At 62.2% G+C, this 21,162-nt stretch carries 14 protein-coding genes; 7 read left to right on the top strand and 7 right to left on the bottom strand.

Annotated features, from left to right (window positions below; all coding sequences use genetic code 11):
- Positions 1-8 precede the first annotated feature (8 nt).
- Positions 9-908: a DMT family transporter gene (locus tag K7B09_RS04680; RefSeq protein ID WP_223627742.1), complete on the top strand. Its 900-nt coding sequence runs from the start codon at positions 9-11 to the stop codon at positions 906-908.
- Positions 909-929: 21 nt separating this feature from the next.
- Here K7B09_RS04680 and K7B09_RS04675 read toward each other — a convergent pair whose 3' ends face one another.
- Positions 930-3,626: a serine/threonine-protein kinase gene (locus tag K7B09_RS04675; RefSeq protein ID WP_223627278.1), complete on the bottom strand. Its 2,697-nt coding sequence runs from the start codon at positions 3,624-3,626 to the stop codon at positions 930-932.
- Between the two features lie 129 nt (positions 3,627-3,755).
- Between K7B09_RS04675 and K7B09_RS04670 the strand changes: the two genes are divergently transcribed.
- The gene (locus K7B09_RS04670) at positions 3,756-4,655 is read left to right on the top strand and encodes a GGDEF domain-containing protein (protein ID WP_223627275.1); all 900 of its coding nucleotides are present in this window, start codon (positions 3,756-3,758) and stop codon (positions 4,653-4,655) included.
- 23 nt (positions 4,656-4,678) lie between these two features.
- Here the strand turns inward: K7B09_RS04670 and K7B09_RS04665 are convergent, their stop codons facing one another.
- Entirely contained in the window at positions 4,679-6,646 is a 1,968-nt protein-coding gene (locus K7B09_RS04665; RefSeq protein WP_223627273.1) for an HD domain-containing phosphohydrolase, read from the bottom strand.
- A gap of 56 nt (positions 6,647-6,702) precedes the next feature.
- A complete protein-coding gene (gene ispG, locus K7B09_RS04660) occupies positions 6,703-7,956 on the bottom strand; it encodes a flavodoxin-dependent (E)-4-hydroxy-3-methylbut-2-enyl-diphosphate synthase (RefSeq protein ID WP_223627271.1) in 1,254 nt (417 codons plus the stop codon).
- Positions 7,957-8,040: 84 nt separating this feature from the next.
- Here ispG and xseA point away from each other — a divergent pair, with 84 nt between their 5' ends.
- Positions 8,041-9,384: an exodeoxyribonuclease VII large subunit gene (xseA, locus tag K7B09_RS04655; protein WP_223627269.1), complete on the top strand. Its 1,344-nt coding sequence runs from the start codon at positions 8,041-8,043 to the stop codon at positions 9,382-9,384.
- Positions 9,385-9,397: 13 nt separating this feature from the next.
- On the opposite strand, the gene K7B09_RS04650 is transcribed toward xseA, so the two are convergent.
- Positions 9,398-12,253, bottom strand: a complete 2,856-nt coding sequence (locus tag K7B09_RS04650; RefSeq protein WP_223627267.1) for a bifunctional diguanylate cyclase/phosphodiesterase — start codon at positions 12,251-12,253, stop codon at positions 9,398-9,400.
- Between the two features lie 172 nt (positions 12,254-12,425).
- Here K7B09_RS04650 and K7B09_RS04645 point away from each other — a divergent pair, with 172 nt between their 5' ends.
- From K7B09_RS04645 to K7B09_RS04635, 3 genes are read left to right on the top strand one after another with little or no spacing between them, the layout of a single operon-like run.
- A complete protein-coding gene (locus tag K7B09_RS04645; protein ID WP_223627265.1) occupies positions 12,426-12,971 on the top strand; it encodes an RNA polymerase sigma factor in 546 nt (181 codons plus the stop codon).
- Positions 12,968-13,924: a hypothetical protein gene (locus K7B09_RS04640; RefSeq protein WP_223627263.1), complete on the top strand. Its 957-nt coding sequence runs from the start codon at positions 12,968-12,970 to the stop codon at positions 13,922-13,924. The genes K7B09_RS04645 and K7B09_RS04640 overlap by 4 nt, the downstream gene beginning before the upstream one ends.
- A 22-nt stretch (positions 13,925-13,946) precedes the next feature.
- Complete coding sequence (locus tag K7B09_RS04635) at positions 13,947-15,707, top strand: ABC transporter transmembrane domain-containing protein (RefSeq protein WP_223627260.1); 1,761 nt, start codon at positions 13,947-13,949, stop codon at positions 15,705-15,707.
- A gap of 125 nt (positions 15,708-15,832) precedes the next feature.
- On the opposite strand, the gene K7B09_RS04630 is transcribed toward K7B09_RS04635, so the two are convergent.
- Both K7B09_RS04630 and K7B09_RS04625 read right to left on the bottom strand, forming a co-directional pair.
- Positions 15,833-16,456, bottom strand: a complete 624-nt coding sequence (locus K7B09_RS04630) for a YdbL family probable chaperone protein (RefSeq protein ID WP_223627258.1) — start codon at positions 16,454-16,456, stop codon at positions 15,833-15,835.
- A 29-nt stretch (positions 16,457-16,485) separates the two neighbouring features.
- Positions 16,486-18,525, bottom strand: a complete 2,040-nt coding sequence (locus tag K7B09_RS04625) for a hypothetical protein (protein WP_223627256.1) — start codon at positions 18,523-18,525, stop codon at positions 16,486-16,488.
- Between the two features lie 33 nt (positions 18,526-18,558).
- Between K7B09_RS04625 and K7B09_RS04620 the strand changes: the two genes are divergently transcribed.
- On the top strand, positions 18,559-19,251 hold the full coding sequence (locus K7B09_RS04620; protein WP_223627254.1) for a response regulator: 693 nt from the start codon (positions 18,559-18,561) through the stop codon (positions 19,249-19,251).
- A gap of 36 nt (positions 19,252-19,287) precedes the next feature.
- Here the strand turns inward: K7B09_RS04620 and K7B09_RS04615 are convergent, their stop codons facing one another.
- Entirely contained in the window at positions 19,288-20,937 is a 1,650-nt protein-coding gene (locus tag K7B09_RS04615; protein ID WP_223627251.1) for an ABC transporter ATP-binding protein, read from the bottom strand.
- Positions 20,938-21,162 lie beyond the last annotated feature (225 nt).

The raw sequence follows: 21,162 nt of genomic DNA, 5'->3' as shown, positions 1-21,162 counted from the left end.
CACTGCTGATGCTGGGCAGCACGTTGGGGTTTGGCTCAATGGCGATTTTCATCCGCCTTGCGTCAAAGACCATCCCCACGTGGGAAGTGGCCTTCTTCCGCAACTTGTTCGGGTTTGCGGCCTTGCTGCCGTTGCTCGCGGTGCCGGCGCTGCGCCAGCCCAACCCGGCCAAAACATTTGCTGCCAACGTGCATACCCACCAATTGCCACGCTATCTGGTGCGTACCGCGATTGGCATCGTCAGCATGGTGTGCGGCTTCTGGGCAATTGCCCATCTGCCGTTGGCACTGGCGATTTCACTCACCTACTCCTCACCCATCTTCGTCACCATCGCCGCCATCTTGATGTTGGGCGAGCGTGTGCGGGCACGCCGCTGGAGCGCGGTGGCGCTGGGGTTTCTGGGCGTATTGATCATCGTGCAACCGTGGTCGCATGCATTCAGCATGGGCTCGATGGTGGCGGTGGCCGCAGCGGTATTAAGCGCACTGGTGGCGATCCAAATCAAACAACTTTCGGCCATTGATAAAGCCGATACCATCGTGTTCTGGACCTACGCCATGTGGGTACCGATGTCGCTGCTGCCGGCGTTATTCGTATGGCAAACACCGCATGGCATCACGTGGCTGTGGCTGCTCGCCACCGGCTTGATGGGCACCGCCGGGCAGTTGCTCTGGACCCGTGCCCTGAAGCTGGGCGATGTCTCCGCGCTGACCCCGATCAGCTTCATGCAATTGCCCCTGGTGACCTTCGCTGGCTGGTTGTTGTTCGATGAAGCCGTGGGTGCCAATACGTTGATTGGTGCCGCGATCATTCTGGCGTCCACCTTCTACATCGCCCACCGCGAAGCCGTGTTGGCGCGCCAATCGGCAACGCGCGCGCCCAGTGAAGCCAAACTGCCGGGCGAATAACCTGCCGCAGTGGATGCAGGCCTATCGAACAATAGGTTTTTGCACCGATGCCTGCGCCTCACTTGCCTCGGTATCGCGAATAGTCTTGGCCATGCGTTTTTGATCGTCATCCAAAGCTGACGGCTGCGCCTGCAACAATGGCGTGACATAGCGCGTGCGCAACTCATCAGACGCAGCAAGATCGCCGCGTTTGCGCAAGAATCCTTCCAGATTCCAAGCCGCATCAATGGTCTTGATGTCTTGTGCGCCCAATGCTGCTTCACGCAGCGCCAACAGCTCCCGATATGAAGCAATGGCCAGTGCTTTGTCGCCCAAGTCCGCCGCCGCCTGCGCGCGAATGTCATACCCCATTTGCACCTGCGGATGTTTATCGCCCAGCACTTTGCGCGCTACCGGCAGGAAAGCATCCAGTTGCGCCAAAGCAGCCTTGGGCTGGCCGGCCTGAAAGTACGTCGGTGCGCGATTGAGCTGGATGAACAATGTGTCCGGGTGGTTTGGCCCCAATAGCCGGGTGCGCGCATCGGCCACCTGTTTTTGCAAAGCCATCGCCTCGTCAAACCGTTTCACCCGCGCCAGAATCGAGGCCAGGTTAAGCATCGCCTTCAAGGTCTGCGGATGATCGGCACCCAATACACGGGTACGCGCCGCCAGTACTTGCTGGGCAATCGGCAACGCCTGTTCAGGCTTGCCACTGTCGTTGAGCATGTTGGCCAGATTGCCCAATTCGGCCAAGGTTTGCGGATGCTCAGCCCCCAGCCGCCGGGTTTGGGTATCCACCAATTGCTGTTGCAAGCGCACCGCAGCTTGCTTGTCGCCGGTCATGATGCGCATCACCGCCAGATTGTGCAGTGCACCCAAGGTGTCGGGCGCATCCTTGCCCAACACCTGCATGCGCATCGGCACCAATGCTTCCATGATTGCGCGCCCGGCTTCAGCCTCGCCCATCCGGCCCAGCAAAATGGCCAAGTCATTACTGATGTCCATCGTCACCGGGTCACGCTCGCCACGCAGGCGGATGGCTTGTGCGCGCAGGGCTGCAAAAAGTTTGCGTGCGCGTGGGCGGTCGCCCAGGGTGGCAATCGCTTCGGCCTGATTCATCCGCAACCTGAGCAACACGGGATCATTGGCCGGCAACCCTGACGCCGCATGCAGGGCCGCGTCCAGCACGACCATGGCATCTTTGGGGGCGGCGGCCTCCAACAATGCCGAGGCTTGTTGCTGCCGCGCCGACAACGCTTTGGGTGAAGATGCACCGAAACTGCCATCACGAAACTTGGCGACTTGGGCGAAGCCAGCTGCCGCCTGCTTCGGCAAGCCCAAAGCCAAGCGCACCTTGGCCACCGATTCGCGCAAATCCGCCGCCAATGCCGGGTCATCGGCAAATTCGCGGGTAATCGCACGCTCGGCATTGGCCAAGATGTCCTGATCGATCAAGCTGCGCGCCACATCCGCGGTGCTGGCATTGGCAAGATTGGCATTGAAGCTCGCCGCCACATCCGGGGTGTGTTGCGCGATTTGCTCGCGCAGCCCCTTGGCCATGCCTGAACCCATGGCTTCGATATCAATCCCTTCCAGCATCGACTGCTGGAACGCGGCCACTTTCTCCAACTGTGCATTGCGTTGCTCGGCAATGGCCCGTTGCGCCCGCGCTTGCAGCAGGCCATATACCGACACTGCAAAGCCAATCACCAACGCCGCAGTGATCAACGCGGCCGCCGCCATGCCAGTGCGATGGCGCTGGGCAAATTTGCGCCACGCATAGCCGCGCGAAGGCGGCACCGCCTGCAACGGATAATTGCGCAAAAAACGCTGCAGGTCTTCGGCCAGCGCCGCTGCCGAGGGGTAGCGTTCACTGCGATCAAACCGCATCGCCCTGGCCACCACAAAATCCAGCTCGTTGCGCAGCACTTTTTGCAGATGCGGCAGCGATTGTTGCCGGTGGGCCAATAATGCATCGGCATCCGCTGGTGACAGCGTGGACAACTGTTCGGACGGCAGCCGCAGGGTGCGGGCATTGCCGGTAACGGTTTCGCCATGCGCGCGCGGGCGCTGCCCGGTCAACAGCTCACACAGCACCACGCCTAGCGCGTACACATCGCTGCGGGTATCGACCAAAGCCTGATCGCCCGAAGCTTGCTCGGGGCTCATGTAATCGGGGGTGCCAGCCACATCGCGGCCTTGGCCCAAATTGGTGGCGGTGGCGATGCCAAAATCGATGACTTTCGGCAATCGCCGGCCGTCCACCTCATCCACCAGCAAATTGCCGGGTTTCAGATCACGATGGATCACACCTTTCTGGTGCGCGTGCTGCACGCCTTCGCACACGCGAATGAATAACGCGATACGCGCTTGCAGCGATAGCGCATGCGTGTCGCAATACTGGGTAATAGGGCTGCCTTCGATGAACTCCATCGCAAAATACGGATGGCCATCAGGCGTGGTGCCGGCATCAAAAATCTGCGCAATGGCCGGGTGCCGCATCTGCGCCAGCAACTGCCGTTCGACCTCGAAATACGCGATGTGGGCGGTATCCAGCCGTTGTGCACGCAATAATTTGAGCGCGACGATGCGGCTGACCGGCTCCAATTGCTGCGCCCGATACACATCGCCCATCCCGCCGCGCCCCAACAATGCTTCGATGCGGTAATGCCCCAACCTTGCGCCCACCGGCAACGGCTCCCCCGCTGCCACTGTGCCGGCAACAGTGTCAGGGGTCAAAAGCTCAGTACTGTCAGGATCGCTGTGCATGGCGTAAGTCCACTTCACGAACTGTGCGATTTGCCACTCGGGCCACGCATCATGCCATTAACAGGCGCTACACTCGGAACACCCACGCGAACCGTCTGCATGAGCCAAGATCACGACCAAACCGAGACCACCCAGCGCACGCTGTATAGCGATGGCCCGATGCGCGCCGCGCAACGCACGGCCTGCGTCGTGGTGATCCATGGCGAGGGACTGGGGCGGCGTCTGGATATCGGGGGCTTGCCGGTACGCATTGGCCGCACCCCAGAGGCCGATTTGCAGATCGCACATAAAAGCGTATCGCGGCAGCATTGCGAAATTCGGTTGGATGGCGACCGCTATGTAGTGCGTGACCTCGGTGCGACCAACCCCACCCGCCTCAATGATGCGCGGCTTGAGCACGAGCAGGCGCTGGTCGATGGCGATCAGATTACGGTGGGTGAAAGCATTTTGAAGTTCATCAGCCACGACAGCGTAGAGGCCAGCTACCACGAAGAAATCTATCAACTGGCGATCCACGATGCGCTGACCGATCTCTGCAATCGCCGGCATTTCTGCGAAATGGCAGAAAAAGAAATTGGTCGCGCCCTGCGCCATCAGCGACCACTGGCGCTGTGCATTATTGATGTGGATTTGTTCAAGCCGATCAACGACCGCTACGGCCATATCCAAGGGGATGATGTGTTGCGCGGTATTGCCACTATCATTCGCGCCCATGCGCGCAGCGAAGATGTTGCTGCCCGCATTGGGGGCGAGGAATTTGCCCTGCTGCTGCCCGAATGTGATTTGGAAACAACCCGGGAATGTGCCGAACGCTTGCGTCTTGCGGTTGCCAATACCAGCTTCGAGATCGCTGGCGATCAACAGCAGATCACCATCAGCATCGGCGTTGCCGTGCTGGCTCCCGACCGTGAATCGCGCAGCGCGCTGATGGCCACCGCCGATGCCGCGCTGTACCGTGCCAAGCACGCTGGCCGCAACCGCGTCTGCACTGAAGCCTGAGCTAGCCACCACGGAGCCTGCGGTTACAGATACTCCTCAATCCGTACCGCCGCCAACTGCTCGGCGCTGAGGTATTTTTCTGCATACTCGCGATACACACCCGAGCGCAGGAACAACGCGAACAAGTCGGGATCCAGATGTTGCTCGCGGCACATCTTGGCCATGATCGACAACGCCTCAGGCAACGTCTTGCCCGATTTGTAGGGGCGATCAGCTGCGGTCAGTGCTTCGAAAATGTCGGCAATCGCCATCATGCGTGCCTCCGGGCACAACTGCCCCGCATTCAAGCGGCGCGGGTAGCCGGTACCGTCGAGCTTTTCGTGGTGGCCACCGGCAATTTCCGGTACCGCACGCAGATGGCGTGGCAGCGGCAACGCATCCAGCATAGTGATAGTAAGCACGATGTGCTGGTTGATCTTGTAGCGCTCTTCTTCGGTCAGCGTGCCGCGCCGAATGCTCAGGTTATGCAACTCGCCGTGGTTGTACAGCAACTCCGGCACGCTCATCGCAAAGCCCCAGCGACTGCTTTCCGGCATCTGCTCGGACACCGGCCTGGCGATGCGGTGCTCGGGTTTATCGGCCAGCAAAAACTCCTGCACCGGCAATGGCAACGGTGGCTCGGTGTAGCGCGACAATTCATCGCGCGACAAGCCCACGCGATCATCCAGTGTACGCAACCACGCATATTTGGCGATCTCGCGCAGGCGCTCCATCTTCTGGTCGGACATGAACTCGCTGCCCACATTGCAGTCGGCGACAAAGGCGAAGTCTTGGTCCAGCGCTTGCAGCCGCGCATCCCGTTGCAAGCGCAGTGCTGCCTCATCGCCGCCCTGTGCAAGTTCACGCCAGTAGTCGATCTGCGCATCGCGCTTGAGCACCTCGAAGCGGGTACGAATCTCGTGGATTCGATTGTTCACCGTTTCCAACTTGGTCGCCTTGTCCACCACGTATTCAGGCGTGGTCACCTTGCCGCAGTCATGCAGCCATCCGGCGATGTACAACGCTTCCCACTGCTCTTCATCCAGGGTGTAGTTGGCAAACGGCCCATCGGTCTTGTCGCAAGCCGCGCGTGCCAGCATGAAGGTCAATTCGGGGACGCGGGTGCAATGCCCGCCGGTGTACGGGCTCTTGGCGTCGATGGCATCGGCGACCATGCGAATGGTGGCGTCCACCATCGCCTTTTGTGCGCGCAACAGCTCTTGGGTTTCCAGCGCAGTAGCGGCACTGGCGGCCAAGGCCTCGATGAAACTGGCGCTGGTGGCATCCACCTCACCGTCCTTGAACAGCACCAGCATACCCAACAATGATTCACGCCGATCCAGCAATGGCACCACCAGTGCGGTTGCGTTGGAAAATCGGGAATCCACACCCAGTGTGGCCAATTCCTGCGTGCTCAGGTGGCTACTGACCCGCTGCAAATACGCACGTGCCCGCGCCATCGCCTCCGGCATCGCCTTGGGATCCAGTGGCGGCAAATCAGGGGCAGGCTTGGCCTTGCCACCTTCGACATCCAGTGCGGCAGCGCGCAGTTCTTCGCCACTGGCATCAGCCAAGTACAGCAAGCCACCACACGCACCGGCGATGTCCACCAATTTATCCAGCAACCATGGCCGCAGTGCATCGAAATCGGTCTCAATCGCCAATCGTCGGTTGATACGTAGAAAGCGACGCATCGCATCGCGCATCAAATCAAACCCGTATGCCAACTCCCCGATTTCGCGCACTGCGGAATGGATCAGCGGGTGGTCGGTAAAATCAAAACGGCGCACGGCTTCGGCTTCGCGCGCCAACCGGGTCAAAGGTGCGGTGATCCGTCGCGCCATCAGTAGCGCCACCAATGCGGCTACCGCCAACAGCACTACAAACTCCCAGATCCCCGGCACCAGATCGCCAAACCAGAGCATCACGCTACCCGTGGCAGCCACCAGCCCCACCGCCAACAGCGTGATATGCAGATACAGCGGTGCGCCACCGCGTTTGGCGTCCATCATCGTCCCCCCGACGTGTCTGGATACTGGATGTTAACGCAGTACGCCGCCGCGACGGGTCAGCCGCGTTGCGCCACGCCATAGTGCGAATCCACGTAATCATCGATCAGACCGATGAACTCACGGGCAATGTTGTCACCGCGCAGGGTCACCGACTTTTGGCCATCCACGAATACCGGTGCCGACGGTGCTTCGCCGGTGCCCGGCAGGCTGATTCCGATATTGGCGTGGCGCGACTCCCCCGGCCCGTTGACCACGCAGCCCATCACCGCCAGCGTCATGTTCTCCGCACCGGGGTGGCTGATTTTCCATTCCGGCATCTTGCCGCGCACATGCTCCTGCACCACCTTCGCCAACTCCTGGAAAAACTCCGAGGTGGTGCGGCCGCACCCCGGGCAGGCGGTCACCATTGGCGTGAACGCACGCAGGCCCATGGTCTGCAGCAGCTCCTGTGCCACGATCACTTCCTGCGTGCGCGAGGCGCCAGGCTCGGGCGTGAGTGAAATGCGGATGGTGTCGCCAATACCTTCCTGCAGCAGCACACCCAGTGCAGCACTCGACGCCACTACGCCCTTGCTGCCAATGCCGGCCTCGGTCAGGCCCAGATGCAGGGCGAAATCGCTGCGCATGGACAAATCGCGATACACCGCCACCAGCTCCTGCACGCCACTGACCTTGGCGCTGAGAATGATGCGCTCGGCCGGCAGGCCCAGCTCCACTGCGCGCTGCGCCGATTCCAGTGCAGACAGGATCAGTGCTTCGCGCATCACCCGGCCGGCGTCCCATGGCATGGCGCGCTGCGCGTTTTCATCCATCAGGCGCGCCGCCAAGGCTTGGTCCAGCGAGCCCCAATTGGCCCCAATGCGCACCGGCTTGCCGTACTGAATGGCAAACTCGATCAACTGCGCAAACTGGGTGTCTTTCTTTTTGCCGAAACCCACATTGCCGGGGTTGATGCGGTACTTCGCCAGCGCCTGCGCGCAGGCCGGCTCGCCGGCCAGCAAGGTGTGCCCGTTGTAATGGAAGTCGCCGATGATCGGTACGTGGATGCCCATCATCGCCAGCTTGTCGACGATGCGCGGAATCGCCGCTGCGGCCTCGGTGGTATTGACCGTCACCCGCACCAGTTCACTGCCAGCGCGCCACAACTCGCCGATCTGCTTGACGGTGCTGGCCACGTCGGCGGTGTCGGTATTGGTCATGGACTGCACCACCACCGGCGCACCGCCCCCCACTTGTACCCCACCGATGACCACGGGGCGGGTGATGCGACGGGTCAGCGGGCCGAAGCGGTCTTGGGAATGTTGAGTCATGTGGCTATTTTACCTATTGCCAGGTCATCACATGATGTGGACAACCCACAGGCAATTCCGCAGGCATTGACGCTACGATGCCGCATGACCCGCGATGACCGCATCCTGACCCCCGCCCAGCTCAACACGTTGGCCCGCGACCTGCTCGAGGGCAGCTTCCCGAATGTGCTGGTGGAAGGTGAAATCGGCAACTTGGCGCGACCGGCGTCCGGGCATCTGTATTTCACCCTGAAAGATGCACGCGCGCAGGTGCGTTGTGCGCTGTTCAAGCCGAAGAGCCAATGGTTGAACTTCACCCCGCGGGATGGCCTGAACGTATTGGTCCGCGGGCGTTTGACCCTGTACGAGGCACGCGGCGACTATCAGATGGTGCTGGACAGCATGGAAGACGCCGGTGAAGGTGCGCTGCGACGCGCCTATGACCTGTTGCTGGCCAAGCTGCAAGCCGAAGGTCTGTTCGATGCACAGCGCAAACGCGCCCTGCCCGCCTTTCCGCGCCGTATCGCGGTCCTGACCTCGTCCTCTGGCGCGGTGATTCGCGACATCATCAGTGTGCTGCGCCGGCGCTTTCCACTGCTCGACGTGGATCTGCTGCCGGTGCCCGTGCAAGGCGACACCGCGGCCGCGCACATCCGGCACATGTTGCAACGTGCGGATGCCTGCGGCCGCTACGACGTGCTGCTGCTGGCGCGTGGCGGCGGCTCGCTGGAGGATTTGTGGGCGTTCAATGACGAAACACTGGCGCGCACGATTGCCGCGTGCAGCACGCCGGTGATCTCCGCCATTGGCCATGAAACCGATTTTTCACTCAGCGACTTTGCCGCTGACCTGCGCGCCCCCACGCCCTCGGCCGCCGCAGAATTATTGGCGCCCGACGCAGCAGCGCTGGCCACGCGCTTGACTGGATTGCACAGACAACTCCATGCCCAGCAAGCGCAGGTGCTGCGCCAATCCATGCAGCGCTGCGACCGCGCCTTCCTGCGCTTGCAGGTGCTGCGCCCGCAAGCACAGCTGACCGCCCTTGCACAACGTGCGCAACAGCTCCAACTGCGACTGCAATCGGCCATCGCACGCCAGCTTGAAGTGCGTGCAGCCACGCTACGCCATGCCAATGCCGTGCTGCGTGCACAGCATCCACAGCAACGTATCGACTACCTGCGCGAACGCTTGTTGCAACTGCAACACCGCCCACAAGCACTGATCGCGCAACGCCTGCAACAGGACGCCTTGCATCTGCGTGGGCTGGCGCGCTCACTGCACGCGATCAGCCCACTAGCCACGGTGGCGCGTGGCTACAGCATCTTGCAGCATGCGGATGGCCGCCTGCTGCACAGCGTTGAAGACGCACAAGTGGGCGACCGCGTGCAGGCACGCTTGCGTGATGGCCAACTCCGCTTACAAGTGCTGCACGCCGATCCGGATACCTGACGCCAGGGCAAATTCACGTCACAGGCAATGGCTGCGGCAAACTATACAAATACCCTTGTGCATAGGTACAGCCCAGTTCATTCAGGCGGTCACGTTGCCGCATGGTTTCCACGCCTTCGGCAATCTGCTCAATGCCCAAACTGGTGGCCAGTGCCACGATGGCGCGGATCACCGCGACGCTTTCGGTACTGGTTTCACCATCCAATCCCGCCACGAAACTACGATCAATTTTCAAACTGGCAATCGGGAAGCGGTGCAGATACGACAGCGCCGAGAAGCCAGTACCGAAATCATCCAACTGTGCCAGCACACCATGCCGACGCAACAAGTCCAGACATTCAAGGGTGCGTGGCGCATCGTCCAGCAAGGCCACTTCGGTGATTTCCACCCGCAACCGCTCAGGTGCAACGGCATGGGTTTCCAGCAATGCCAACAGGCGATCGGCAAAGTCCGGAATCCTGAAATGGCGCGGCGACACGTTGATGGCCACATAGCCGGACAGATCATGGCGGGCCATATCGGCGATGACGTGCGTGTACATCAACCAGTCAATTTGTTCGATCAGGCCACTGTCTTCGCCCACATCAAGGAACTCGCCAGGCATGAGCAAGCCATGCTGCTCGTGCTGCCAACGCAGGAGTGCCTCGTAGCCGATGATTTCACCCGATTGCAAGCAGACGATCGGTTGGTAATACGGCAGGAAGTGGTCGGCCTGAATCGCACGTCGCAAGTCGGTTTCCAAATCCAAGCTGCGAATGGCTTCACGATGCATTTGCTCATCGAACATCGCACAGCGGTCGCGGCCATCACTCTTGGCGCGATACATCGCGGCATCGGCATCACGCAACATTTCTTCGCCACTGCGATAACGCGGATGCCAAACAGCAATCCCGATACTGGCACCCGGATACAGCTCGCGCCCACCCACCCAAACCGGAATGGAGAGCGAGGCCAACACCCGGTTAGCCAACTCCTGCGCCATCTCCGGGCCTTCCAGCCCTTCCGCAAGAATGGCAAATTCATCGCCGCCCAAGCGCGACACCACATCATTGCTGCGCACGCTGCCCACGATGCGCCGCCCGACTTCGACCAGCAATTCATCACCAACCGCGTGCCCCACGCTGTCGTTGACCAGCTTGAAGCGGTCCAAGTCCATGAACAGCACGGCAAAACACACGTCCGACGTGCTGCCAGCCACACTGATCGCCCGCGCCAGCCGTTCCAGCAGTTGCACCCGATTGGGCAGTCCGGTCAGCACATCATGCGTGGCCTGATGAATCAATTTACGCTCAGCGCGCAGACGCTCACCGATTTGCTCCACCAGTTCGGCGTTGGCTTCGGCCAATTCACGGGTACGTTCACTGACGCGCTGTTCCAAGCTGGAGTGCGCTTGCAGCAACCGGTCTTGCGCCTGCTTGCGCGCCAAACCACTGCCGATGTGGATGGCGACAAAGGTCAGCAAGTCCTGATCGCGGTAGTTGAACATGATGTCGCGCGAGTAGCTTTGTACTGCAAGTACGCCCACCACCTTGTCATCGTGCATCAATGGCACACCCAGCCAGCATTGCGCCATGCTGCCGTGTCCGCGCACCTTGCCTTCGCTCTGCAAGCGCACAATCTGGTCACGATCAGCCAACATCGGCTTGCCGGTACGCAACACATATTCAGTCAAGCCACCTGCAGGCTTGCGCGGCCGACGCTCCTGATCACGTTCATCCACCGAATACGGAAATTCCAGCATGCTGCCATCTTCAGACAGCGTGGCGATGTAGAAATTGCGTGCATACAACAAACCGCTGACCGCTTCATGCACCTCGGCATAGAAATGTCGCAGGCTTTCACTGGTCATCGACAGTTCGGCGATGCGGAACAACGCTCGCTGGATCTCCTGGATGCGCTTGCGCTCGAACACTTCCGCTTTCAAGTCTTCGTTGGTGCGCTGCAGTTCGGCGGTGCGCTCCGCCACCCGTACTTCCAGCCGGTTGCGTGCCTCACGCCGTTCCAGCGCAGTCAACACGTGTTGCGCCACGAACGCCAACAGGATGCGGTCATCTTCGCTATACGCGTTGGATTCGCGGTAGTGCTGCACGACCAAGGCGCCGGCCACGCGCTCGTCGCGGCTCATCGGCACTCCCAGCCAGTCGGCACTATCGGGGCCACTGGTCTCGGAATGGGTGATCCCGTACGTCTCCCGCAGCAACCGTGAGGGCCCGCGCAGGGTCTCGCCGGAACGCAGCAGATGCAGAGTCAGGCTGTTTTCGCCCTCATGCAACGGAATGTCCTGATCCGGATCGTTGACGAATGGATCCAATTGATCAACGAAGTAGATGAAGCGCATCGTCTGCTGGCGATCGTCGTATCGCACGATGTAGAAATTCTCGGCGTACATCAACTCGCCCACGATGGCGTGCACGCGGCGCAACATCACCGACAGCTCAAGATTACTGCCGGCCAGGTCGGCAATTTCATACAAGGCTTGGCGCAACTGTTCCGAGCGCTGCAGGGTGTCGATCTTGTGATTGGCCAATTCCAGCTTGGCGGCCTGCTCAATCAACAGACGTGCGGTATGCAACCAACGCTCGATGGCGTCCTGGCTCATCAGTTGCGGGCTGCTGAACACCACACACAGCGCCATCCCTTCCGGCCCCACCCATGGCAGCCGCAATGCGCCTTGCGGTGGATCACCGGCGCCAAACAGGTCATTGCCCTTGCCCAGCACGGCATGCTGCCATTCCACTTTGACCCGCGCACCGGCAGGCAACAGCCGCGCCAGCTGCTCGGCAACACCCGCGAATGCACCCTTGCGCCGGCGAGGCGCAAGTTCTTTCGAGGGTAGCGGAGCAGCTGTCAAGGTTGCGTTCATCTTCATGCATATTGCCTGTAACCCGCCGCGGATTCCACGCCCCCGTCACCGCACGGTTCAACCCCATCCCGCGCCGTGGCGCGTTTACCCGACCATGCCGCTACTGCACCGCCACCCCCGCCGATGCATTCCCCCCTTCCCGATGGCATCGCCTGGCCGTAGGCTGTACCCGGTGGAAATGCCCGAAAGCACCGACGAAGCCCTGATGTTGGCCTATGCCGCCGGCGACGTGAGCGCGTTCGAGCAGCTGTATGCGCGGCATCGGCAAAAGCTGTATCGCTATTTGCTGCGGCATGTGCGGGATCCGGCGCTGGCCGACGAATTGTTTCAGGATGTGTGGCAAAAGCTCATCGCCGCGCGCACTGACTGGACACCGGACGCCGGCTTCTCCGCGTGGTTGTTCACCATCGCCCATCACCGGCTGGGCGACCATTGGCGCGGCCTCAAGCATCGCCCATCGGCACCCGATGATGCCGATGAGCGCCTGGCACGACTCGCCGATGCGCACACGCCCGAGCGCGTGTTGTCGGAATTCGAACGTCGCCGCCAACTGCAACTGGCGCTGGATGACCTGCCCATGGATCAACGTGAGGTTGTGCTGTTGCGGCTGGAACAGGAATTGACGCTGGAGGAAATCGGCACCATCACCGGTACCGGCCGCGAGACAGTGAAATCACGCCTGCGCTATGCCATGGACAAACTGCGTGCGAGGTTGACCTCGTGAACCGACTTCCACCACAACCGCTGGATGCCGAGGAGCGCGCGCTGGCTGCGCAATTACCACGCATGCATGGCCGCAGCGAGCCCACCGCCGAGCTGGATGCGCGCATCCTGGCCGCCGCACACGCCGCCGCGCAACAACCCGCCAAACCTGCACGGCGCCGCTGGGCGGCACCGTTGGCGCTGGCCGCCTCGCTGTGTCTGGCGGTGGGTGTGGCGTGGCGCGTCCAATTCACGCCATCGCCACCCGCAGCACCCGCACCCATGGCACAACGCGCAACGCCCGCCGCCGCAGAGGCCGCGCGCGCAAAGGTGCGCGCCGCCGACAGTGCACGCAACACAGCATCCACCGCCCCCCCTGGCGCGCAACCGGCCACGCCTATCCATGCGCCGTCTGCGGTGGACACAGCACCGCCATCCCCGCAACGCATGCTGGCACCGCCACCGCCGGAAGCCCCGCCGGTGGTCCTGCAGTCGCCCCGCGCACTTGCGCAAGACGCTGCACCCGCTCCCGCCCCCCCGCCTGCCCTCCCCGTACCAGCAGCTGCCGCCGCTGCAAGGGCTGCGACCGCAGCAACCACGGCCGAGTCAGCGCAACCGATGACCAATGGCGCGCTTGCGCCGGCGGCGACACATGGCAGCGACGCTCTGACCGCCGCCGCGGCGCGCCGGCCCGAAGCGGCGATGGGCAAAGCCCAGCAGGCGCAACGCCTGCCGGAACCAGCCAGCGCCGATGCGCCTTTGGACGACGTGCCGCCCGCGACCATGGCCAGTCCCGCCGCACGCGACGCCTGGCTCAAGCGCATCCGGCAATTGCAACAGCAAGGTGATCTGGACGCCGCGCGTGCCAGCCTGGCCGAATTCCGCCGACGCTACCCGCAGGCCACCCTGCCGTCGGATTTGCGCGAGTTGGAACATGCGCAGGAATCCACCACACCCGATCCTGCAGCGCACTGAGCGCTGACGCTAAAATACCTCGATGAACTCCCCCTCTCCGGTGCCGAGCAAGGCACCCATCGGTACCCTGCGTGCCCTGTGGCCCTTCATCCAACAGCACCTTGGCCTGTTTTCGGCGTGGCTGGTGGCGCTGGCCTGCTCGTCCACTGCCACCCTGAGCTTGCCGGTGGCATTCCGCCAGATGATCGACCACGGCTTTCAAAGCGGGGCCAATATCGACCGCACCTTCGGCTTTGTGCTGGTGGTGATCGTGGCGTTGGCACTGGCCACTGCCGCACGCTATTTCTTCGTCACCTTGCTGGGTGAAAAAGTCGTTGCCGATCTGCGCACGCGCCTGTATGCGCACTTGCTGGGGCTGGATGCCGGGTTTTACGACCGCAGCCGCAGTGGCGAACTGGTGTCGCGGCTCACCGCCGATGCCGAACTGCTGCGCAGCGTGATCGCCTCCAGCATGTCGGTGGCCCTGCGCAGCAGTGTCACCGTGATTGGCTCGATGGTGATGCTGTTCGTCACCAGCCCGAAGCTGGCGGCGTGGGCGCTATTGGGCATCCCGTTGGCGGTGGCCCCGATCGTGATTGGCGCACGCCGCATCCAGAAGGTATCGCGTGCCAGCCAGGATCGCATTGCCGATGCCAATACCTTGGCTACCGAAGCCCTGGGTGCCGTGCGCACCGTGCAAGCGCATTCGCGTGAAGGCTACGAGCGCAGCCGCTACGCGCAGGCCATGGCCAGTGCGGTGGCCACCGCACGCAAGCGTATCGGCGCCCAAGCCACAGTGACAGCAATCGCGATCAGCTTGATTTTTGGTGCAGTCATCCTGGTGTTGTGGTCGGGTGCACACGATGTCATCAATGGCCAACTCAGTGCCGGCGCATTGGGCCAGTTCGTGATGTACGCGATGATCGGCGGCGGCTCGGTGGGGGCACTGGCCGAAGTCTGGAATGAGTTGCAGAAAGCCGCCGGTGGCATGGGCCGCATTCACGAGTTGCTGCAGGAACACTCCTCGATCACCGCACCCACGCAGCCGCAACGGCTGCCGACACCCGTACGCGGTGCAATCGTATTCGAGAATGTCAGCTTCCACTACCCGCAACGCCCGGATGCCGCGGCGTTGGAAGGCTTCACGCTGCGGGTCAACCCAGGCGAAACAGTGGCCCTGGTTGGCCCATCCGGTGCCGGCAAAAGTACTGTGTTCACGATGCTGCTGCGCTTCCACGACCCGCAGCAGGGACGCTTGTTGCTGGATGGCATCGACATCCGCAACGTGCAGCCGGACCTGCTGCGCGAAGCCATTGCCCTGGTGCCGCAAGCGCCGGTGATCTTTGCCACCAGTGCCGCCGACAATATCCGCTACGGCAAGCTGGATGCCAGCGATGCACAGGTGCGCCACGCGGCGCAACTGGCCGAAGCCACAGACTTTCTGGATGCCCTGCCCGAAGGGTTTGCCAGTGAGCTGGGTGAACGCGGCGCGCGTCTGTCCGGCGGCCAGCAGCAGCGCGTCGCGATTGCGCGTGCACTACTCAAGGACGCGCCGATTCTGTTGCTGGATGAAGCCACCTCGGCGCTGGATGCACAAAGCGAGCGTGCCGTGCAACACGCGCTGGAACATCTGATGACCGGCCGCACCACCTTGGTGGTGGCGCACCGCTTGGCCACCGTGCTCAAAGCCGACCGCATCGTGGTGATGGACCACGGCCGCATCGTCGCCGAGGGCACCCACAGCGAACTGTTGACACAAGGCGGGCTGTATGCGGAATTGGCAAAGCTGCAATTCCTCGACTGACTGCACAAGCACGCCCCGTACAAGCGCAGCCTGCGCGTGACAGGCCACCACCAGTCGGGGCCAGCGACCGCTCTTGTGGCCGCAAGACAAAACGCCCGGCTTGCACCGGGCGTTTTGTTGGTCATTCATTTTTGCTTCCACGCGCCGCCGGACTGATACCACCATCCCGCACGCGCACTGCTGATCCATTGCTTGGCGAATACACCGCGGATCTGCTCTTCCCATTCGGGATGCCCGTTGGCCACCGCCACTTCACGGTACACCGCTTTGCGGTCGCGGTTGTCATCGGCCACGGCCGTGTTGAGTGCCACACGGTCCTTCAATTCCACTTTGGATGGGTCGCGCAGGCTTACCAGGCCATCGCTGGTAAAGCCCAGTGCGCCACTGTCAAACCCGGCACGCAAACTGCTGCTGAAACGACTTTCCATGCGGGATTGAATGGCTTGAATGGCAGGCGTCTTGATGCTGATATCGGGAGCAGACTGCGCCTGCGCGCTGCCGATGCCCAGCAACACCCACGGGTCAAGCCGCGCCACATCAAACCGTGCACGCGGGGTTTGCATCACCATGCCACCACCGCCGCCACTGGGCGCCTCCTTGATTTGCACCTTGTCGGCATCGTTGATGACCTTTTCGACAAATTCCTTGGCCGCCTGCTTGGCCTCGGCAGCCGGGAAATACACGTTGATCGTCACGCACGCACTCAACAACAACGCGCTTGCAACCGGTACACCCATCCATTGCTTCATGATTTGATTTCCTCGTCTGTCAGTTGCGATCAATCAATGACCGGTGCCACATCGCCCTTGCTGGCAGCCAACAGCCTTTCCACCAGCGTTGACCAGTCCACCGCACGGTTGTAACCCACCACGTCGAGCCGGGGCACGCCCGCACCTTCCACGATAGTAAAAGTGTTGCCAGCTGAATGCAGGCCATTCATCGCACAAATCTGGTTTTCCAGATGGCAGCCAATGCCGATGCGGCGATAGCCAAAATCCTTGAACAGCGCAATCGCCTTGCCTTGCAGGGTTTGGATGAACGAACTGCCACCCACGCTACCAATATCCTGCACCGCGCGCTGACTGATGCGTTTGCGCACACCGGGGGCATCGTCGGTGATGAAGCGCGCATCAAAAGCCACCGGTGTCCAATCCACCAAGCGCAAGCCGGTCACCCTGCCGTCCAATTTGCCGCTGATGCTGCCAAACCCCAGCACTTCGGTGAGCCGCAACAGGTCCAGATCATCCATGGCGACATCGGCACTCAGGCTGGGCGCGCTACCGAATGGGCGCTCCAGCGACAATTGCGAAAATGCCACGCGTCCGTCGAACAGCTCGAGATTCAAGCCGCCATCGAAATCAATCCGGTCTTGCGCATAATGCGCACGCGGGATGCTGCCGCCCAACGTGCCCTGAAACGCCGGCAAGCCCAACGCCTGCGAGATCCTGCCAAAGTCAATGTCGGCCAGTTGCAAGCCAAACCGAATATCCATCCCGGCCTCGCCTTGTGGTGGCCGAATCACCACATCGCGCAGCCCCAGTGTGCCGCCCATCAACGGCACCTTGACCGCTGCACGCGTGCGCAGCTCACCGGTGCTGCTGGCAAATGGCAGCGTAGCCGCACCAAACGCCAAGCCATACAGCTGACCGCCAGTCCATTGCAAGGCACTCGCCACGGGGGCCCCTGCCGAATAGCCCACATCACCGCGCAGGCCATCGAACACAAAACGCCCGTTCGGGTCGCGCACATCCACGCCATGCAGCCTCGCCGTGACCGCAGCAAGCCCACTGGCATCCACCTGCGCCTGCACGTCCATGCGGCCGTGCAGCTCCACATCGCGCAAACCCGCCATGCCCATCCAGCCGGACAAATAACGCGGCTTCAACGGGGTCATGTCGTCGCTATGCATCTGCACCGATAATCCCTGCAAACTCCCATCCGTTTGCAGCCTGGCACTGGCAAACGCGGTCAGCACTGCACCATCGTGCCATTCGATGCGCGGCAGTTGCCAGCCTTGCCCGGCACGCTGCTTGGCCTGCACATGAAACTGCACTGCGCTGGCCGGCAAAGCGACATAGGTATTGCCGGCCAGAAATTCACCGGCATGCCATTGCCCATCCAGTTGCACGCTGGAGTGGGCCGATGTGCTGCGCAAGTCCATCTGCAGCGTGCCGCTCAACTGCTCGCCCACGATGCCGGCATCGACCGTTGCAAAGCCAGCCGATGTCAGCTGCAAACCGCCTTGCACGCGCAATGGCGCGGTCGTTGGCGCGTGCACCTGCAACCGCCCAGCCACCGTTCCGGCCTTGAGTTGCGCCGCTGGCCACGCTTGCGTCAACAACGCCTGCGCCCATGCCAGCGGCACCTTCTGCAACTCCAGCGTGGTGAGATCGGGGGCGGCGGCCACTTGCTCCACCTTCAACCGTGCCCGGCCTTGCGCCAGTACCACACGCGTGCTGGCGGTCTCCAGTTGCAGCGCCAATTGCAATGGCGGCAAGCTACCCGAACGCAGCGCCCCCGCGCATTGCCAACCGGCCGTGGGGGAACGCCGCAAAGGGCAGCGCCAATGCAGGTCGCGGTAGTGGTAGCCCAGCCCGGGCGCATCCACCTTGCCCGCCCACACCTGCAATTCCCCCTGCTCGGCTTGATCTTGCCAGCGCAACTGCACGCGCACCTGTTGCAGCGTGGCCGCCGCCGTACTCAGCTTGGCCACCCGCAGTTGCACTTCCCGTGCCGCTGCCTCCGGTGCTGCCAACAGCAGCAGTGCCGGCAACAGCGGCAACAGCGGCAAACAACGGGTTAGCATCGGGCGTGGCATCTGCGCAGCATACAAACCCAAGAGGTCGTTGCGATGAATCAACTCCCCTCCACACCACCGCGTTTGCTGCTGGTCGAGGATGACCCGGTGAGCGCGGCCTTCCTGCACGCCGCCGCCACTGCGTTTCCTGCCACCGTCGTTGTCGCCGGCACGCTGGCCGAGGCCGAGCAGGCCTGCATCCAACAACCTTTCGACCTATTGCTGATCGACGCCAATTTGCCGGACGGGCACGGTGGCGAACTGCTGCAGCGCCTGCTGCAGCGCGGCATCCACACCCCTGCGCTTGCGCATACCGCAGCGGCCACTGCCGCCAGCTGCGCCGCGTTGCAGGCTTGCGGCTTTGTCGAAGTATTGTGCAAACCGATACCGCTGGCGAGTTTGCACGCCGCCTTGCAACGGCACTTGCCGGCTGGCCTGCAGCGGCCCGTACTCTGGGACGATGCCACCGCACTGGCTGCACTGGGCGGCAACCCAGAGCATGTGACTGCGTTGCGGGCATTGTTCCTGCAGGAATTGCCCGCTCAACAAGCGCGCATCCTGGATGCCGCCAAGCATGGCGATGCCACCACCGTGCGTGCCGAGCTGCACAAACTCAGCGCCAGCTGCGGCTTTGTGGGCGCGGCGCAGCTGGCGCAGGCCGTGCAAGCGCTGCGCGCTGCGCCACTGGATACGGACGCAACACGCGCACTGGATATTGCCATCCAGCAAACCTTGTTGTCGCGTTGAACCTAGGCACGCAACCTGCGCACTTGGCTCCTGTTTTTACCCCTGAACCTGCCCGCTATCCAAGCGCACAATGCGATCGGCCAAGGCCAAACTAGCAGGGCGATGGGTGATCAAAATCACCGTGCGGCTGGCCAGCACATCACGACATTCCTCGATGAATTCCAACTCGCCTTCCGGGTCGAACATCGCAGTGGCTTCATCCAAAATCAGGATGGGCGGGTCTTTCACCAACGCACGCGCCAGTGCCAGTCGCTGCTTTTGCCCCCCCGATAAGCGCACCCCATTGTCACCCACCAAAGTGTCGTAGCCATCCGGCAAGCTACAGATAAAATCATGCGCCCGCGCCGCACGCGCCGCACGCTCGATTGCCTCCTGCGCGGCATCCACGCGGCCATAGGCGATGTTGTCGCGCACGCTGGCATTGAACAGCAGCACTTGTTGTGCCACCAGGCCAATCTGCGCGCGCAGGGCCTGCAGCTGGAACTCGCGCAGATCAATCCCGCCAATGGTGACGCTGCCGGCCTGCGGCTCGACCAACCGCAGCAGCAGATGCACGAGGGTGCTTTTGCCGGCGCCGTTGACGCCGGTCAGCGCCACCGTCTGGCCAGCGCGAATAGTCAGCTCCAGGCTGCGGAACAGCGGTTCGCGCCCGGGATAGGTGAAGTCGACCTGCGAATACACGATGTCGCCGGCAACCGGCACCACTTGCTGCCTGCCGATGTCCACTTCCGGACGCGCATCCAGTGCATCGGATAAGCGCTGCAGCGAACCCATTGCCGCCATCGTGCTGCCATACACCGAAGCCAGACTGCCTACCGGCCCCACCAGCACCAAGCCGTACAAGAACACGCTGACCAACTCGCCCATCCGCATTTCGCTGCGAATGACCCAATGCCCACCCAGCCCCAGTAGCAACAAAATCGCACCGGCACCGATCATATACACCACCGGATTGATCGCACCTTGCAATTTCTCCAGCCGCAGATCCGCGGCATACACCGCATCCACGCGCTGGCGGAAATTCGTGCGTTCCGCAGCCTCCGTGCCGAACGCCTTGATCAGCGCCAGCGATTCCAGATTCTGTTCGGCCAGCGCCGATTGTTCGGCCCAGGCCTGCGCCGAGGCATGCGATAACGGCCGCAACTTGCGGCCGACCAACTTCAACGCAAGGAACATCAGCGGCATCAACACCGCCACCATCACCGCAATCAGCGGTGCCAAGTACAGCATCATCGCCAGCGCACCCACCAGCGTAAACAGCAGCGGCAGCAGCGGCAGCAGCGTGCCGGTCACGTAACGCCCGATTCGATGGATATCCACGTACAACAGTGCCAACACGTCACCGCGCTGACGCGCGTTGTGCCATTCCAACGGCAACGCCTGCAGATGCGCATACAGCTCGGCACCGGCATCAGCCTGCAGCCGTCCCGACACCTTCTGCAACTGCAGCGCGGTCACATAACTCAAACCCTGCTGTGCGCAGATCAGGGCGAACAACAGCCCCAGCAACAGCCCCAGGTGCTGATTGAGCAGCAACCGGTCGGTCAGCACCCCACCCAGCCACGGCTGCAGCAGGGTGACCGTGCCCTGGATCAGCAGCAGCAGCAACGTGAGCGCCAATGACCCGCGCCAAGGCGTGATCAGGCGCAGCAGCAAACGCCAACCCTGTGGCCCCACACGATTCACGCCAATGTGCCCCTGCCTGCGGCTTGGCCTGCCCACCCGCACCACCCGACCGCGCCCGTTGTTCCCATTGCCTGCAGGGCCACGCCCGCACCCCATGTCCGATCAACTCGACCCCACGCTAACACACCCTGCAAGTCACTCCGAGCACGGACTGTTGCAACCTCCCGATGGCGAGGCTGGCTAGCGGGACGTGGCTAGTGCGGCCTGTTTTGGCCTGAACGGCAT

The organism is Thermomonas beijingensis (genome assembly GCF_020034655.1).
Classification (GTDB): Bacteria; Pseudomonadota; Gammaproteobacteria; order Xanthomonadales; family Xanthomonadaceae; genus Thermomonas; species Thermomonas beijingensis.
Note: the sequence above shows the minus strand (reverse complement) of the source record. Positions and strands in the feature narration are given on the sequence as shown.

Coding starts and splice junctions, on each gene's coding strand:
- K7B09_RS04625 (WP_223627256.1), bottom strand. CDS start 18,525: ATGCCACGCCCGATGCTAACCCGTTGTTTGCCGCTGTTGCCGCTGTTG.
- xseA (WP_223627269.1), top strand. CDS start 8,041: ATGACCCGCGATGACCGCATCCTGACCCCCGCCCAGCTCAACACGTTG.
- K7B09_RS04680 (WP_223627742.1), top strand. CDS start 9: ATGCTGGGCAGCACGTTGGGGTTTGGCTCAATGGCGATTTTCATCCGC.
- K7B09_RS04650 (WP_223627267.1), bottom strand. CDS start 12,253: ATGAAGATGAACGCAACCTTGACAGCTGCTCCGCTACCCTCGAAAGAA.
- K7B09_RS04620 (WP_223627254.1), top strand. CDS start 18,559: ATGAATCAACTCCCCTCCACACCACCGCGTTTGCTGCTGGTCGAGGAT.
- K7B09_RS04635 (WP_223627260.1), top strand. CDS start 13,947: ATGAACTCCCCCTCTCCGGTGCCGAGCAAGGCACCCATCGGTACCCTG.
- ispG (WP_223627271.1), bottom strand. CDS start 7,956: ATGACTCAACATTCCCAAGACCGCTTCGGCCCGCTGACCCGTCGCATC.
- K7B09_RS04665 (WP_223627273.1), bottom strand. CDS start 6,646: ATGATGGACGCCAAACGCGGTGGCGCACCGCTGTATCTGCATATCACG.
- K7B09_RS04645 (WP_223627265.1), top strand. CDS start 12,426: ATGCCCGAAAGCACCGACGAAGCCCTGATGTTGGCCTATGCCGCCGGC.
- K7B09_RS04670 (WP_223627275.1), top strand. CDS start 3,756: ATGAGCCAAGATCACGACCAAACCGAGACCACCCAGCGCACGCTGTAT.
- K7B09_RS04630 (WP_223627258.1), bottom strand. CDS start 16,456: ATGAAGCAATGGATGGGTGTACCGGTTGCAAGCGCGTTGTTGTTGAGT.